This window comes from Coprobacter tertius (assembly GCF_024330105.1).
GTDB classification, from domain to species: domain Bacteria; phylum Bacteroidota; class Bacteroidia; order Bacteroidales; family Coprobacteraceae; genus Coprobacter; species Coprobacter tertius.
Genome location: NZ_JANDHW010000011.1, coordinates 60,354 through 78,358, shown reverse-complemented (window position 1 = coordinate 78,358; position 18,005 = coordinate 60,354). Strand labels below are relative to the sequence as shown.

Below are 18,005 nucleotides of genomic sequence, written 5' to 3'. Positions count from 1 at the left end.
ATAGGTAAATTTATATTTGATTAAAAATGAGTAAGTGCAAAATAGCCATTATCGCCGGAGGAGATTCTTCGGAGATTGTCGTTTCGCTAAGAAGCGCACAAGGTATATATTCGTTTTTAGATCATGACCGTTACGAAGCCTATATCGTAAAGCTGAAAAAATCAGACTGGCATGTAGATCTTCCCGATGGAAAAACGGCCCCGATCGACAAAAACGACTTCAGTTTCGTTTGGGAAGGCAAACGAATACGTTTCGATCTGGCATATATTACCATACACGGTACTCCTGGTGAGAACGGACTTTTACAAGGCTATTTCGAACTTATCGGGCTACCCTATTCCTGCTGTGGAGTATTGGCCGCCGCACTTACTTTTAATAAATACATGTGTAATCATTACCTGCATGCTTTCGATATACCTATCGCAAGATCGATATTATTAAGAGCTGGAGAAAGCATCAGTAACGATGACGTCGTGTCTCGTATCGGGCTACCCTGTTTTATTAAGCCTAATGTAGGGGGGTCGAGTTTCGGAACGACTAAGGTAAAAGAAACAGATCAGATACAACCGGCCATAGCGCATGCTTTTGAGGAAGGAGAAGAAGTTATTATCGAATCTTTCATGAAAGGAACTGAAATAACTTGCGGATGTTACAAAACAAGGCAACACGAAGTCGTTTTCCCGATCACCGAGGTAATAAGTAAAAACGAATTTTTCGATTATGAAGCAAAATATACCGCTTCAAAAGTCAGCGAAATCACCCCGGCCCGCATTTCGGAGGAAATTGCGTCTTCGGTAAAAGCAACAACATCTCGCATCTACGATATTATCGGTTGCAAAGGAATTATTCGCGTCGATTATATCATCATCGGAAACACTCCGTATCTGCTCGAGGTAAACACGACACCGGGCATGACCGCAACCAGCTTTATACCCCAACAAGTAAAAGCTGCAGGTCTCGAGATAAAAGATGTAATGACCGACATTATCGAAAATGAATTGACACAACGTTAACCGAAACACGTTAAGAACGATAGTTTTTATGAAAAAATATCTTGACTTTGACGAAATACGTCCCTTTTACGACGAAGAGCTACCCGAAATTATTCCTTCGGTTATAGCCGAACCCGGATTTAAACACGCGATAGAATACATAATGCCCGGCGTCGATTATAAACAATTTTGTGATACGATGCTGTCATGCACTTCTAAAAAAGATTTTCAAAGTAAACTTGCCGTTCCCTTCCTGTACAGACTTGTTAAGGCTTCTACCACGGGAGTAGACGCTTCCGGATTCGAATATCTCGACCATTCGGAAAGTTACACCTTCATGTCGAACCATCGCGATATCGTACTCGACGCTTCGTTTCTAAATATCATGCTCATCGAACACGGTTTCGAGACGAGTGAAGTGGCTATTGGAGACAATCTACTGATATACCCTTGGATATCGAACCTGGTACGTATCAATAAAAGCGTGATCGTTAACCGGGATGTCCCCGTCAGGAAAATGCTCGAAGTGTCACGCAGGCTTTCAAATTATATCAACTTCGCAATAAAAATAAAACACCAGTCTCTCTGGATTGCCCAAAGAGAAGGTAGAGCTAAAGATTCTGATGACAGGACTCAAGAAAGCGTTATAAAAATGCTGAATCTCGGAGGTGGAAGTTCCGATGTAAAAACAAATATCATGGGAGTAAATATCGTACCCGTTTCTATCTCGTACGAGTACGATCCTTGCGATTTTTTAAAGGCCCGCGAATTTCAACTAAAAAGAGATTGTCCCGATTATAAAAAGACTCCGCACGACGACTTGCTAAATATGGAAACCGGCATTCTCGGACAAAAAGGCCATATACATTTCGCTATGTCCGAACCGTTGAATAAACGACTTGCAGAAATTACCGAGAATCTCGATAAAACTGAAATGATCGCCCGCATCACCCATCTAATCGACCATGCCATACACTCTAACTATATGATTTATCCCATCAATTATATTGCTTACGACATGTTATACGATGAGGAACGATTTGCGAAAAACTATATGCCGGAAGAAAAAAACAATTTTATAAATTATATACAAGGACAAATAGATAAAATAACCGATATCCCTGACAAAGACGAAAATTTCCTGCGTAAAAAAATGCTGGAAATGTATTCTAATCCTTTAAAGAACAAACTATCCGCAAGTAATAGTTTATAAATACCAATATTTGTTAATATATTATTAAAACAGACTAATATATCGGGATTTTATTTTTTTAAAATATTAATATTAGACATGCCATTTTTTTCTAATTCATTTGTATATTTGTAGAGATTAAAAAGTTCTTTTAGTATATGGTATTGTCAAAAATAGTCTCTTTTGGGTTGTGAAACCATTCAGATACTATTTCTTAAAACTCTTAGACACCTTATGAAGAATTATAATTTTGAACTCTAAACCATATCATTGAAAGAACTATAGTACGAGCCGGAATTGAAAACTCTCAATTCCGGCTCTTTTCATATTATTTTTATGCATCCGCACTCCTCTGTATTACATTTTTTTTAAGAAAAAGGAACGAAATCTCTTTCCCATATATTAAAACAGGACAGCCCGTCACCGGACTGTCCTGCCACATATACAGTTAGAAAATATCGCTTATTTGGCTTCCCATCCGAGTGCACTGGCACCCAAAACAGCAGCATCGCTTTCTTTCAGCTCAGAAAGCATAACTTTCACCTTGTTCTTAAATATATTAAGCATATTTCTCTCCATAGCTTCACAAATCGGTTTCATAATAAGGTCCCCCGATTTAGCCAAACCGCCGAAAAGAATAATCGCTTTAGGACTCGAAAATGCGACGAAATCAGCAAAAGCCTCACCAAGTATGGTGCCGGTATATTCAAATATTTCTGCCGCCATTTTATCTCCCTTAACTGCCGCATCATATACATCCTTAGATGTAATATCCTGAATAGGAATTTGACGCAAAAGACTGTCATCTTTACGTATTTCGAGAAATTCGCGAGCTGTACGCGCCACTCCGGTAGCAGACGTATAAGCTTCGAGACAGCCGGTACGTCCGCATCCGCATAAGCGACCGTTATTACGACGTACAATTGTATGGCCGAGCTCTCCGGCAAATCCGTCGTGCCCATAAACAAGTTGTCCGTTTATGACAATACCGCTACCTACACCTGTTCCTAAAGTGATCATGATAAAATCCTTCAATCCGCGTGCCGCACCATACGTCATTTCTCCGATTGCGGCAGCATTCGCATCATTAGTAAGAGCAGCAGGAATACCCATGCGGTCGGAAATCATCTGAGCCAACGGTATTACACCTCTCCAAGGCAAGTTCGGCGCAAACTCGATCGTCCCGCTAAAATAATTACCATTAGGAGCGCCAATACCGATTCCCATAATTTTATCGGTGGCATTTTCCGACTCCAAAAGTTTAGTCAGTTCTGCAGTCAGATCCTCAACATAATCTTCAACTTTATTATATTTCTGCGTTTTGATAGAACCACTTGCAATTACGGTTCCACGGGCATCGACAATGCCAAATACAGAATTGGTTCCACCAATATCTATACCCACTACATATGGTTTACTCATGGTCATTTTGTGTGTTATGTTATAATTAAGTATCGCAAAGTTAAGAGAATCTTCTTTTATTTCTGCGATAAATAAAAAAAATCCGGTATCGATTCTGTTATTTTTTTGCAAAACGATTGTAATAAAATAGTCAGACATCGTATTTTGCAATGTCGAGATAGCAAAATAAGAGAAAAGAATTGCGGCATTAGGATTTATATTGTATATTTGCATCGCAAAAACAGCACATTTTAGCATTTAATGTGCACCTTTTTGCCCATAAATAAATCAATAAATTATGAGTAACAATTTATTAAAAGGTAAAAAAGGCATCATTTTCGGTGCGCTCAATGAAATGTCTATCGCATGGAAAGTCGCCGAGAGGGCAGTTGAAGAAGGTGCGATCATTACTTTAAGCAATACACCCGTCGCCGTACGTATGGGTGAAGTTAGCGAACTGGCAAAAAAAACGAATGCCGAAGTGATTCCGGCCGATGCCACTAACGTAGAAGATCTCGAAACCGTCTTTTCCCGCTCGATGGAAATTCTGGGCGGTAAAATAGATTTTGTACTGCACTCGATAGGAATGTCTCCTAACGTACGTAAAAAACGCCCGTACGATGATCTCGACTACGATATGCTCAATAAAACGCTCGATATATCGGCCATTTCATTTCATAAAATGTTGCAGGTAGCGAAAAAAATGGACGCCATCGCCCCAAACGGGTCGGTAATCGCCCTATCGTATGTAGCTGCACAACGTACCCTTTTCGGATATAACGATATGGCCGATGCCAAAGCGCTTCTCGAATCGATAGCACGCAGTTTCGGTTACATCTACGGCCGGGAAAAAGGAGTGCGCATTAATACGATCTCCCAGTCGCCTACCATGACTACCGCCGGTAGCGGAGTAAAAGGCATGGAGTCGCTGATGGATTTTTCGGACCGTATGTCTCCTTTAGGCAATGCCTCGGCCGCTGAATGCGCGGACTATTGTATCGTCATGTTCTCCGACCTCACCCGTAAGGTTACCATGCAGAATCTTTACCACGACGGCGGATTCTCGAGTATGGGTATGAGCTTACGTGCCATGACCCAATACAACAAGAGTTTCGATGAATACCGCAATGAGAAAGGCGATATTTGTTACGGATAAATTATATACACAAACTTTATAAACAAAAAACGGGGAGGTAAATTCTGAAACCTCCCCGTTTTTTATCCATTTTATAACTTTATATTTTTGCCGGCAAAACAGGTTGTTCTTTCTGCTCCTGTTTAAACTTCGAAATGCTTTGAAGCAGTTTATCGGCAAAAGGAAACGACCCGTTTTCGAGCAACATCTCGAGTGTAATCTGCCCCATGCGAAATAATTCGAGCAGGAAATCATTAGATGCCAGGCGATATACCGGCGAAGAAACAGATTGCGCCAGAGTAAGATCAAATTCGGCATTACGCACCTTACCGGGAGAATAATTCTCCGGCTCGATACTATCTCCGGCAATCTTCCTGTAACGTTCTGCCGTATAGTACTGCTGTATCACCTTCATAATTTTCGTATCCCTGTCTTCTCTGAATGTTTTATATGACTCGAACAAATCCACCAAATTAGTACTTCCGTTTTGCGTTTGCATAGCATATAAAGAGGCCGGAGTGGAAGCCGACGGCGTTTTTCCCTGCATTGCCCCATGTACCCCCGATATATCATCGAGTAATCGCATCTGCAAATTCAACAACTCATAGGCTCCTACATTCGTAGCATTTACCGCAATTTGCTGAGGCAACGGTGCACCGGGGCGAGGCTTAAACAATATAACGCCGTTATACCGGGTCCATTCTTCCGCAACATCTTCAATAGTCATTCCATCGGGAATTTGATCCTCGGGAAACAGCAATACCCCTTTTGCACTCGATCCCATAATAAAATCGACCATCGTTATCAACCGATTGATATAACGTTGCTGATCGATTATATCCTCAACGAACGAATGGATTTCACCATCGACTAACGGATATAATTTAAATACATAAGGATGTTCTCCATGCCAATAGGGAGTTTCTCCCTCGTCGAGGATATCTCCGAAAGGAGTAAAAAAACGGTAATACCAAAACCGGTCAATAAACCATTCTATCGAAATAGTGGAGTCATCGCCCGAAAGACCCGCCTCTTTACGGCGATTATTTTCGGCCTCGATACCGGGCAAAGAAGACAACTCTGCCTTAAAATACTCTCCTTTAAGCCGGTCGTGACATTTTATACGCTCCCGACTTTCGAGACGCCAAACTTCGATTACCCGGCAGAGATGCGGATCGGAAGGAACTAAAAAATCGAGCCGGTCGATACGCTCAGAGGTTAGATTTTCAAAACATCCACAAATTTCCGTTTCATTCGCATGACTATATAATTCTCTCAACCAAGCCGCTTTCCGAGGCGAACCGCCGGAAAAACGGGAAACCACATCGGCTACAGGGACATCATGCAATTCACCTATAAGAGAACAATCCCAATGGCGACTGTCTTCCATCATATTAAAAAATATACGATTGGGATTTATCTCATCCACCCAAACATCCATTTTATCCCTACGCCAGCCATAACCCACTTTATGAAAACAACTTCCCGAAATAAGAAACTCCTCTATCGTACGGCCATCGAGTTCCCACAACCGATTATGTTGATAAGCATATTGCATCGCCGTACTCATAAGTTCCCCTAATTGCTGTTCTTCCCGATCACGCGCAATACATACCGGTTCAGTTTGAGTCCCCCTGAATTGCCCCACGACATTTTTCACCAACTGTCTTATCATATTATTTTTCAAAGGAATTTTCCCCTGTTCTTTCAGATATTGTTCTTCAGTCAGTGTTCTCCCATCGGGTAAAGTCACTTTATCATTCCATTGTTTTCCAAAAGTATAATCCCTTCCTCGCATTCTCTTCTCCCGATATTCATCGAGACTTTCCCACGTATTTTTCGCTTGCAATAAAATCTCGTACTGCCTGTTATCAGGTTTTGGAACCTCATCGGTTTTCACTTCTTTTTTACTACCTCCCGTTATCCGCAGTTTGCGGTTAAGGGTCCGATCAGCTTTTTTTTTCATATCCTATCTGTTTTTTAGATTCATAATTATCTCTCGCAAATAAACAGGTTAAGAAAATATAGCCTATGCGATAACTGAAAATAACATTATGTTCTCTTTTTTTAAATATCACATTTAGCCTATAAGCAACCGGCATACATTTACACAAAAAAACTATTATGGAACAGAACAGACTCACCATCAAAGGAATGTCACACATCATTCCTCCCGAATTTTCGGAGGACGGAGAATGCAGTCGGATAATGAATCTGAGAAGCAAAAACGGTATATGGGAAACAACTGGATTACCGGAGGAAATCTATAAAATAAAAGATACGAACCGGGAAATAATCGCAATACACTCCAATGAAGGCTATGTACATTATATATCTTACGACGGAAACAGTTTGTGGTTCGAAGCCGAAGAGAAAGACGGAGTTATAGTAGAAACAAACCTGTTGTTATGCCAACAGGCCGATATACGCAAAGTCGAACCGATAGGAAATACCTTAACGGTAATCGCCGCCGATAAAATTTCATATCTCTTATTTAAAGACGGAGAATACCGATGGTTTGACGGCCTTCCCGAATTACCGGAAATAATATTCTATATGAATGAAAAACGTACCGAAACCGAATACTGTCAAGGTTATACACTCGTAAACCAAATACAAAGCTCAGAAGGACATATAGTCTCCGAGACCGACCGTACGAATTTATCCCAATACTACTATGGTACGTACAGCATCTGCAGAACGAGATTGAAAAAAGAAGGATACTTCGCGCATCCTTTCATGATAAGATACGCCATACGCTTGTATGACGGTTCTTATATTCTTCCATCTCCTCCAATACCGCTGGCTCCTCCCCAAAGTATTTATCAAATGAACGACATACAATGCATATGTAATGTCGACGGAAACGACAATGTTTCCACTATTCAAGGGAATAATGTATCTATTTCGGGATATCGCTTATATTATCGGATCGAATCTTTCGACCTGGCAGCCTGGAAAGATATAATTAGCAGTATCGATGTATTTATTTCAGACGAAATTCCGATTGTAAAACAAGAAGGGTTCGGTTCTGAAAAAGACAAAGGATATCATTATGAAATACAAAATATCGGAGGTAAAAATACCCGTGTACTTTGTTTCGACCTGCCACAACTCACTAATGATGAAATAAAGGAAAGGATATTAAATGAAGAGGTATTTTACCATATCGCGACATTTTCAGATCTCGAAAATATGAAACCGGACAGTTCGGGGCAAGTACCGTTCCAATGCGATTATGAAAATATCACTCAACAAAAACGCCTGATCCCCGACAATACGTCACATCACTCGCTTTCAGCCTCCGTTTCCTACGCATATAATCAGCGGTTGCATTTAGGAGACGTGTACACACGACTATTCAGCGGATTCAGACCGGTACAGTTTTCGACTGCTCAATTAGAATACAATGGTATAAAAACCGAATCGTATATCTTCACAGGAGGATATGTAAAAGTTTTCCTGCATGGTCTCGAAGGTGACAGTGAAGTTTTTTGTACCATACCCCGGCTCACTCCGGTAAAAAGTCTCGTACCGTTTATTTCATACCCCGATCAAAGAGCATACAAAATGGAAATTAATTGTACCGACCGGGAAACAGGACATAGCATTCGAAAAACTTTCGACCTGAAATCATCTACGCACCATAATCTCGCTTATTATTATTCAGAGGGATTGGTCCCCATTAATCTCGATATAGAAAATCTGGATTCCGGAACTCCCGAGCCCGAAACACAGGAAAAGAACGTAATATGGGAAGTTCCCAATAAGCTTATCGTATCCAAAACCTATAATCCGTTCGTTTTCCCCGAAGAGCAAACTTACACTCTTTCAAACGGGAGGATTACAGGGATTGTTTCTTCTACAGCTGCCCTTTCTCAAGGGCAATACGGGGAATTTCCCCTCTATATTTTTACCACAGAAGGGATATGGGCTCTCCAAACCGGAAACAACGGAATCGTTTACTCGGGGCAACATCCGGTCAACCGGGAAGTGGCCTTGTCTCCCGATGCGATTATCCCAGTAGACAATGCCATAGTATACATTTCACGACAAGGAATTATGCTTCTTCAAGGTTCGGAATCGCAATTGTTATATCCGGTCTTTCAAGAAATATCCGACCGCTTACCCGATAACGATTATTTATTCCTACCGGATGAGGTACAGGATGTCGTTGAAAACAATATCGGGACAGGCGATTTTTTAAAAAAATGTACCGGAGGCTACCTATACCCTCGGCAAGAAATCATTTTTTCCCATCCCGATTACGATTTCGTATATGTATTTATGCTTAACGAAAGAAGCTTCTACCGGCGTAATCTGCAAGTTTCATATCTGAGATCTTTTTATCCCGATTTACTGGCTGGAAGCAAAGAAGGAGAAATATACAATCTTTGTAACGAAACTGAGGGAAATCAGCAAATAGCCCTCATAACCCGGGCTATAAAATTGGTTCCCGATATATATTCACGATGGAGACAAATATTTATCAGAGGAGATTTCGAAGATACAGACCTCTCCGTTTCGCTTTGGGGATCGAACCGGGCCAACGGCCGCTATTACTGTTTAAATCACAGCATCGTCAACCATAAAGCTCCAAACGGGATACCATTGAAGATGCTGTCTCCAGCTTATAAATTCCACAGGCTGGCGATTACGGGTGAAACCCGAAAACCGTTGCACATCGACGCCATAGATATACAATACGAAACGATTTTAGCTAATAAATTACGCTGATCGACAGCATGGATAACAAATAGAGAGGAAGCCATTCAGAACATCTGAGAAACGCGTTTGACGGCAGCTACAAAAGCGTCGGCTTCTTCTTTTGTATTGTACATGGCAAACGATGCCCTTACCGTACCTTCAACGCCCAATCTCTCCATTAAAGGTTGAGCGCAATGATGCCCGGTACGCACGGCAATTCCCAGCTTATCGAGCAACATGCCCATATCGTAATGATGAATATCTCCTACCTGAAACGATATAACAGAACTTTTATGAGGAGCGGTTCCGAAAATCCGAATATTTTCTATTTCAAGTAATCGGTTTGTCGCATATCTCAACAGCTCGTTCTCGTGAACTTCAATACGATCTATACCTACTGACGATATATAATCGAGGGCAGTAGCAAAGGCTGTAGTACCGATATAATCGGGGGTACCCGCCTCAAATTTATACGGCAACTCATTAAACGTCGTTTTCTCGAACGAAACATGTCCGATCATTTCTCCTCCTCCCTGATAAGGAGGCATTTTTTCAAGCCATTTTTCTTTTCCATATAACACCCCGATTCCGGTAGGTCCATACATTTTATGAGCGGAAAATACATAAAAATCAACATCGAGATCTTTTACATCGACAGCAGAGTGCGGAACAGCCTGAGCGCCATCGATCATCACCGGAACCTCTCTCTTATGAGCTTCGGCAATGATCTCTTTAACCGGATTTATAGTACCTAACACATTAGAAACATGGGTTAGAGAAACCAGCCGTGTCTTCTCACTGAAAATATTTCGGTAAGCCTCCATATCGAGCTCGCCATTATCGAGAACCGGCACCACTTTAAGTACAATTTTCTTCCTATTTTGTAAAAGCTGCCAAGGCACGATATTAGCATGATGCTCCATTTGGGAGATAATCACTTCATCCCCTTCTTTCAGAAATTCTTCTCCGTACGAAGAAACCACCAAATTAATAGCCTCGGTCGTTCCTCGTGTAAAGATAATTTCATGCGCATGCTCGGCACCGATAAACTGTTGTACTTTGCGCCGAGCTTGTTCATGTGCCTCAGTGGCTTCCTGGCTCAGAAAATGTACACCCCGGTGCACATTCGCATTGGTATGATAATACCCCTCTGCAATTTTATCGACCACGCACACCGGTTTTTGAGTCGTCGCAGCATTATCGAGATATACCAATGGTTTGCCATAAACCTGTCTTTCGAGGATAGGAAAATTCCTACGGATAATTTCAGTATCGAGCATATCATTATTTTTTTTAACAGCAAACATTACATCCGGCACATTTTGCCAGTTCTCCCCGAAATCTTTTTTCTACCAATAAGCGTAAACGGTCTTTCAAAGCATCGAGCCGTACGTTTTCGATTACATCATTCATAAAAGCAAACATCAGCAACATCCTGGCTTCAGCCTCAGGGATACCGCGTGATCGCAAATAGAATAATGCGTTCTGATCGAGTTGCCCCACTGTAGCTCCATGGCTACATTTTACATCATCAGCATATATTTCGAGCTGGGGTTTAGTATACATACGAGCCTCGGGAGTCGCACATATATTTTTATTACTCTGATACGCTGTCGTTTTCTGAGCGTCCTGTCTTACCAAGATACGTCCGCTAAACGATCCCTGTGATGCACCGCTAAGTACATATTTAAACAATTCGTTACTATGGCAATTGGGAACTGCGTGATCGATAAAAGTAAAGTTATCTACCGATTCCCGCTTATCGGCGATTGCCATACCACAAAGAGCCGATTCTGCATATTCCCCCGACAGTGTAATATAATAATTGTTCCGTGTAACGCCATTATGCAGAGTAATACCATTGACAAGAACATTGGAACCCTCGTGCTGATCTACAAAAACAGAGGAAAACCGACTGGTATTTAAAGACGATTCTTCTATATCGTAATAATCGAATACAGCCTGTTCCCCTACAAATATCTCAGTTACTTCCGATGTCAGAAAATTCGCTTTATCCATTGTATGATCACAAACAAGAAGTTTGGCCCGGGAGTTCTTTTCAAGAATGATCAGTAGCCGACGATTTACCATAAAATCTTTCGCCCCCCTGAGAATATTTACAAGCTGAATAGGTTTTTCTATAACTACCCCTTCAGGCACATACAAGAAAAAACCATCTTGTACAAAAGCCGTATTCAACGCTACGGTTCCATCTTTTCCCGTACCTGCCAATTTACCGTAATACCGTTGCACAAGTTCGGGATGGGACATAGCCACTTCACGAAGACTGCCAGCCAAAACACCTTCGGGCAACTTCTCACAAACATTGTGGGGATCCACAAAACTGTCGTTCACCACAAAATACAGCAAAGTACTTAAATTCGGCACATCACAACGAAAAACTTCATTTGCATTTACCGGAATTTGCAATCGATTGAGATTCAATCCGAAATCGAGAGAAAACGCAGCCGGGACATCCGTATATTTATAGTTTTCCGATGTTACTTTCGGAAAGCCGATTCGGGAAAAATCAGCTATCGCCTTCTCCCGCAAAGCATTCAGCACAGGAGCCGAATGACGATCGATCAACGAAGAGCACTGCCCGAATAAATCGATATATTGTTTTTCTGAATTCATTGTTTTTCTGCCTCCGATCCTTTTTCGTCAATTTCTTTTTTGATCCAATCATAACCTTTTTCTTCCAGTTCGAGAGCTAACTCAGGACCGCCCGAGCGAACAATGCGGCCTTTGTAAAGAACATGAACAAAATCGGGCTGTATATAATCGAGCAAACGCTGATAATGTGTAATCACAATAGTCGCATTCTTTTCGGATTTTAGTTTATTCACCCCTTCCGCAACAATGCGCAAAGCATCTATATCGAGACCGCTATCGGTTTCATCAAGTATCGACAGTCTCGGTTCGAGCATCGCCATCTGGAAAATTTCGTTTCTTTTTTTCTCACCCCCTGAAAATCCTTCGTTCACAGAGCGGCTGGCCAGTTTATTATCGAGCTCTACTATCTCGCGTTTCTCGCGCATCATACGCAAGAAATCGGTTGCCGAAAGCGGCTCGAGTCCTTTATATTTACGTTGTTCGTTTACAGCCGCCCGCATAAAATTTACCATACTCACTCCGGGTATTTCCACCGGATATTGAAAGCTCAGAAATATTCCTTCATGGGAACGATCCTCAGGAGAAAGTTCCAATAAATTTTTACCATAAAACTCTACAGAACCTCTCGTTACTTCATAAGCCGGATTTCCGGTAAGAACTGCCGACAACGTACTCTTTCCCGAACCGTTAGGTCCCATAATAGCATGTACCTCACCCGGTTTTACCGTAAGGTCGATACCCTTTAATATTTCTTTGCCGTTTATATCGGCATGAAGGTCTTTTATCTGTAACATGATGTGTATGTTTTAAATTTATTGATGTATTTTAGCATCATCCGACCGACCCTTCGAGCGAAATCTGCAATAATTTTTGTGCCTCTACAGCAAATTCCATCGGTAATTTATTCATTACCTCTTTCGCGTACCCGTTTACGATAAGCCCCACGGCATCTTCGGTAGAAATTCCCCGTTGATTACAGTAAAAAACCTGGTCTTCACTGATCTTAGACGTGGTTGCCTCATGTTCGACAATTGCAGAATCGTTACGAATATCCATATAAGGAAACGTATGTGCGCCACAAGTAGAACTCAACAACAAACTATCGCATTGAGTGAAATTACGAGCATTTTCAGCCTTTGAACTTATTCTTACCAATCCGCGATAACTGTTCTGGCTATGACCGGCAGAAATACCTTTCGAAACGATGGTACTACGGGTATTTTTACCTATATGTATCATTTTGGTACCGGTATCGGCCTGTTGATAATTGTTGGTAACAGCAACCGAGTAGAATTCTCCGATAGAATTATCTCCAGAAAGGATACAACTGGGATATTTCCAAGTAATTGCAGAGCCGGTTTCTACTTGTGTCCAGGATAATTTAGAGTGATCCCCTTTACATAATCCCCGTTTTGTCACAAAATTATAAATGCCACCGTTACCCTCCTTATCTCCTGGGTACCAATTCTGTACTGTCGAATACTTTACTTCTGCGCGATCATGTACGACGATTTCCACAATAGCGGCGTGTAACTGGTTCTCATCCCTCATAGGAGCAGTACATCCTTCGAGATAACTCACATAGCTATCGTCATCGGCCACGATGAGCGTACGCTCAAACTGTCCGGTGTTTGCTGCATTGATACGAAAATAGGTAGATAACTCCATCGGACAACGTACACCTTTGGGTATATACACAAAAGAGCCGTCACTGAAAACAGCAGAGTTAAGAGCAGCAAAAAAATTGTCCCGATAGGATACCACCGAACCGAGATATTTTTTCACCAGGTCGGGATAATCTTTCACAGCTTCACTAAACGAACAAAAAATTACGCCCAGTTCAGCCAGTTTTTCGCGAAACGTTGTCTTTACCGAAACACTATCCATAACAGCATCCACAGCCATACCCGACAATACCATCTGCTCTTCCAAAGGAATACCCAGCTTATTAAAAGTCTTCAATAATTCGGGATCTACCTCATCGAGGCTTTTAGGACCTTCTTTCTTTTTCGGAGCGGCATAATAGCTGATTGCCTGATAATCGATAACAGGAATATCGAGATGCGCCCAATGAGGCATACTCATTGTTTTCCAATGGTCAAATGCTTTTAAACGAAATTCGAGCAACCATTCCGGTTCATTCTTTTTCGACGAAATTAACCGGATGACTTCCTCATTGAGCCCTTTAGGTATTACTTCGGTATCGATATCGGTTACAAAACCGTATTTATATTCTCCTGAAGTAACATCATCGAGTATCTGGTTCGAATCATTTTGTTTCATAATTCAATTTTCTATGTAAAACAGGTATTATCCGTAAACAATATCCTGTCGGCTTTAGTTTTACTCAGCCATTTATTATTCATTCTTTTTTACTTACCGGAAACAGCCAGTGAAAAAAGGGTCGGAGCCACTTCTCTGACGCAGGCATAAAAGTAAGAATTTTCTTTCTTACTCTTACTCATCCAATGCGAATCTCTATCGATAAACTCGTATATATTAATGAATATGCTAATTATCAATACATATTTAAATACAGAAAATACTGCACCCGCCAACCGGTCTAAAAATCCCAACTGAACCCATCTTACTACTCGTAAACAAAAATAAGCGATAAGACGGCCAACTAAATAAATCACCAGAAAAGTAAGCAGATAAGCAAGTGAATGGCTGATAGATAACGGAACATCGAAAAGTCCGATAAGTAAAGTTTCGGTGAAATTGCCGAACAAATACGATCCTACTATCGCCAATACCAGACTGGCGAGCGAACCGATTTGCCTTACCAGACCTCTCATCAGGCCCGATATGATACCTATACATAAAATACCTCCAATAAATATATCGAAATATCCCATTTCTTGCTGCCTGTATTAATAAAAAACACAGACGGTAAAGAATACTTTTAATAACGATCCTTCACGCGTCTGTGCTATATTTCATTACTTCACCATAAGAACTGCAAAGTCCTTTTCAGGTAAATTATAATGTTTTCTTCACTTCTACCTCTTCATATGCTTCGATCAGGTCGCCCACCTTAATATCGTTATAGTTGGTAATGTTCAAACCGCACTCATATCCCGTCGCCACTTCTTTCACATCGTCTTTGAAGCGTTTCAGAGATCCGAGATCTCCGCTATATATTACGATACCATCGCGAATAAGACGTATTTTATGCGTACGTTTTATCTTACCTTCTTTTACCATACAACCGGCAACCGTACCCACTTTGGTAATACGGAATGTTTCCCTTACTTCGACAGTAGCTGTAATTTCTTCTTTTATCTCGGGAGATAACATACCTTCCATCGCCAATTTTACTTCTTCGATAGCATCATAGATAATCGAATACAAACGAATATCAACTCCTTCCTTCTCTGCCAGCCTCCGGGCTGCCATAGACGGACGCACCTGGAATCCGATAATAATAGCATTCGACGCAGCCGCAAGGGTTATATCCGATTCAGAGATCTGCCCTACAGCCTTATGCAATACATTTACTTGTATTTCTTCGGTAGACAATTTTATCAGAGAATCTCCCAACGCTTCTACCGAGCCATCTACATCGCCTTTTACAATAATATTCAATTCCTGGAAATTGCCAATTGCAATACGACGTCCGATATCATCGAGCGTAAGCAGTTTATGGGTACGCAATCCTAGCTCCCGTTGCAACTGTTCCCGTTTGGTAGCAATATCACGAGCCTCCTGGTCCGATTCCATTACGTGGAATATATCACCGGCCTGAGGAGCACCGTTCAACCCTAAAATCAAAGCCGGAGCCGAAGGTCCCGCTTCATCGATACGGGTATTTCGTTCGTTGAACATCGCTTTAACACGTCCATAATGCGTACCGGCAAGTACAATATCTCCGGTATGTAATGTTCCGTTTTCTACAAGTACGGTAGCAACATACCCTCGACCTTTATCCAAAGTAGACTCGATCACCGAACCAGTGGCACGACGGTCGGGGTTTGCTTTCAGGTCGAGTAACTCGGCTTCGAGCAGAACCTTCTCCATCAGCTCATGCACACCCTGTCCCTTTTTGGCCGAAATTTCCTGAGACTGGTATTTTCCACCCCATTCTTCAACCAAATAGTTCATATTAGCCAATTCTTCTTTTATCTTGTCGGGATTGGCATTCGGCTTATCTATCTTATTAATCGCAAATACAATAGGCACACCGGCTGCCGAAGCATGATTAATTGCCTCTACAGTCTGCGGCATCACATTATCATCGGCAGCAACTATAATAATTGCAATATCGGTTACTTTTGCACCACGTGCACGCATAGCCGTAAAAGCTTCGTGACCTGGAGTATCGAGGAATGTAATACGCCGCCCATCATCCAGCTTCACATTATATGCACCTATATGTTGCGTAATACCTCCGGCCTCACCCGCAATAACATTAGCATTACGGATATAGTCGAGTAAAGAGGTTTTACCATGATCGACATGCCCCATTACTGTAACAATAGGAGGACGATGAGTAAGATCTTCTTCACGGTCTTCTTCAACATTAATCGCCTCTACAACCTCGGCACTCACGTATTCGGTCTTATATCCGAATTCTTCCGCCACAATATTAATCGTTTCCGCATCGAGACGCTGGTTAATCGACACCATAATCCCTATACTCATACAGGTTGCGATCACATTGTTTACCGGTACGTTCATCATCACAGCCAAGTCATTTGCAGTTACGAATTCAGTCAGTTTCAACACTTTACTTTCTTCCATTTCATGCTCAGCCTGCTCCTGTGCACGGGATGAAAAAGCTTCACGCTTTTCTTTACGCCATTTCGCTCCTTTTTTCTGCCCCTTTGTCGTTAAACGCGCCAAAGTTTCTTTTATCTGTTTCTGAACGTCTTCTTCACTTATTTCAGCTTTTACAGGACGACGTAATTTCTGCTGTTTATTATTATTGTTACCATTATTACGCTGGGGTTGCGGACGTTGAGGATTTACTCCGGTAACGGCACTTTTTTCGATATCGACCTTTTCTTTTTTAATCCGTTTCCGTTTTTTACGTTCTGCATCGGCCGCATCTGTTTCTCGGGCTGTTCCCGGTTCCGGTTTAACAACCTTTTTCATTTCATTACGCTGCTTTTCTTTAGCCTCCCGCTCTTTTCTCTTTTCTTCTTTCGATTTCTTTTTCGGACGGGTTTGCTGATTAAGAGCAGACAAATCGATTTTACCTACTACATTAATATTGGTCGTAAGTTTCGGAGTATTTAAAGTAAATACCTCGTCGCTTTTACTTTCTTCGACTGTAATTTTCTCCTCTTCTGGTTCTTCTCCTACAAAATCGTCATCATCATAATCTTCATCATTGTCACCATTGAGATTTTCAACTACCTCATTTTCTTCTTTAGGTTGAATTGTTTCGGCAACAGGAATAATATCCTCTTCGGCAGGTCTCTCCTCCGGTTCGTCAACTACAACAGGTATTTCTTCCTCTTTAGCAACCGCAACAGGTTCTTCAACAGGTTCCCGATCTTGATCCTCTTCGGTAGCGGCAACCGGATGTTTGTAAATTTTATCGAGATCGATCTTACCTACTTGCTTAATTTTCGGCTTTAAATCCTCGGCAACGCTGATCTTTATTTCTTGTGATTCTGCATTATCAACCTCATTCACAGGCTCTTCATAACCATCGATCGATACGGTAGCTTTATTCTTATCCTTACTGTGACGTTCCTGACTAATCCGCTCCGATTCTATTTTCAAACTTTTATCATTACTAAACTCTTTTACAAGCATAGCATACTGTTCGTCACTGATCTTCGTATTGGGATTAGACTCAATCGAAAATCCTTTCTTCTGCAGAAAATCGACAGCCGTCTGAATTCCTACATTTAAATCTCTTGCTACTTTATTTAACCTTATCGACATATTTAGTTTTTATGGTTTATGAATTCTGAAGAATTTATCGGGTATCCGGGAGTTTTACGACGAT

The 18,005-nt window shown here is 41.4% G+C and carries 12 protein-coding genes; 4 read left to right on the top strand and 8 right to left on the bottom strand.

Annotated features, from left to right (window positions below):
- The first annotated feature begins 26 nt into the window (after positions 1-26).
- Together NMU02_RS10900 and NMU02_RS10895 are read left to right on the top strand one after the other, a co-directional pair.
- A complete protein-coding gene (locus NMU02_RS10900; RefSeq protein ID WP_255027925.1) occupies positions 27-1,013 on the top strand; it encodes a D-alanine--D-alanine ligase in 987 nt (328 codons plus the stop codon).
- Between the two features lie 28 nt (positions 1,014-1,041).
- Positions 1,042-2,205 carry an acyltransferase gene (locus NMU02_RS10895; protein WP_255027924.1) on the top strand — a complete coding sequence of 388 codons (1,164 nt, stop codon included), beginning with the start codon at positions 1,042-1,044 and terminating at the stop codon, positions 2,203-2,205.
- A 441-nt stretch (positions 2,206-2,646) separates the two neighbouring features.
- On the opposite strand, the gene NMU02_RS10890 is transcribed toward NMU02_RS10895, so the two are convergent.
- On the bottom strand, positions 2,647-3,606 hold the full coding sequence (locus NMU02_RS10890) for an ROK family protein (RefSeq protein ID WP_255027940.1): 960 nt from the start codon (positions 3,604-3,606) through the stop codon (positions 2,647-2,649).
- Positions 3,607-3,883: 277 nt separating this feature from the next.
- On the opposite strand from NMU02_RS10890, the gene NMU02_RS10885 reads away from it, so the two are divergent.
- Positions 3,884-4,741, top strand: a complete 858-nt coding sequence (locus tag NMU02_RS10885; protein ID WP_255027923.1) for an enoyl-ACP reductase FabI — start codon at positions 3,884-3,886, stop codon at positions 4,739-4,741.
- A gap of 79 nt (positions 4,742-4,820) precedes the next feature.
- Here the strand turns inward: NMU02_RS10885 and NMU02_RS10880 are convergent, their stop codons facing one another.
- Positions 4,821-6,686 carry a portal protein gene (locus NMU02_RS10880; protein WP_255027922.1) on the bottom strand — a complete coding sequence of 622 codons (1,866 nt, stop codon included), beginning with the start codon at positions 6,684-6,686 and terminating at the stop codon, positions 4,821-4,823.
- A 158-nt stretch (positions 6,687-6,844) separates the two neighbouring features.
- Here NMU02_RS10880 and NMU02_RS10875 point away from each other — a divergent pair, with 158 nt between their 5' ends.
- A complete protein-coding gene (locus NMU02_RS10875; RefSeq protein WP_255027921.1) occupies positions 6,845-9,457 on the top strand; it encodes a hypothetical protein in 2,613 nt (870 codons plus the stop codon).
- Between the two features lie 35 nt (positions 9,458-9,492).
- Here the strand turns inward: NMU02_RS10875 and NMU02_RS10870 are convergent, their stop codons facing one another.
- From NMU02_RS10870 to infB, 6 genes are all read right to left on the bottom strand, one after another.
- Positions 9,493-10,707 (bottom strand): aminotransferase class V-fold PLP-dependent enzyme, encoded by a 1,215-nt coding sequence (locus NMU02_RS10870; RefSeq protein ID WP_255027920.1) that lies wholly within the window; start codon positions 10,705-10,707, stop codon positions 9,493-9,495.
- Positions 10,708-10,720: 13 nt separating this feature from the next.
- Positions 10,721-12,064, bottom strand: a complete 1,344-nt coding sequence (gene sufD / locus NMU02_RS10865; protein ID WP_255027919.1) for a Fe-S cluster assembly protein SufD — start codon at positions 12,062-12,064, stop codon at positions 10,721-10,723.
- Positions 12,061-12,837, bottom strand: a complete 777-nt coding sequence (gene sufC / locus NMU02_RS10860) for a Fe-S cluster assembly ATPase SufC (protein WP_255027918.1) — start codon at positions 12,835-12,837, stop codon at positions 12,061-12,063. Before sufC ends, sufD begins: the two co-directional genes overlap by 4 nt.
- Positions 12,838-12,874: 37 nt before the next feature.
- Positions 12,875-14,326, bottom strand: a complete 1,452-nt coding sequence (sufB, locus tag NMU02_RS10855; protein WP_255027917.1) for a Fe-S cluster assembly protein SufB — start codon at positions 14,324-14,326, stop codon at positions 12,875-12,877.
- 89 nt (positions 14,327-14,415) lie between these two features.
- A complete protein-coding gene (locus NMU02_RS10850; protein ID WP_255027916.1) occupies positions 14,416-14,901 on the bottom strand; it encodes a CvpA family protein in 486 nt (161 codons plus the stop codon).
- A gap of 124 nt (positions 14,902-15,025) precedes the next feature.
- Positions 15,026-17,941, bottom strand: a complete 2,916-nt coding sequence (gene infB, locus NMU02_RS10845; protein WP_255027915.1) for a translation initiation factor IF-2 — start codon at positions 17,939-17,941, stop codon at positions 15,026-15,028.
- Between the last annotated feature and the right edge of the window lie 64 nt (positions 17,942-18,005).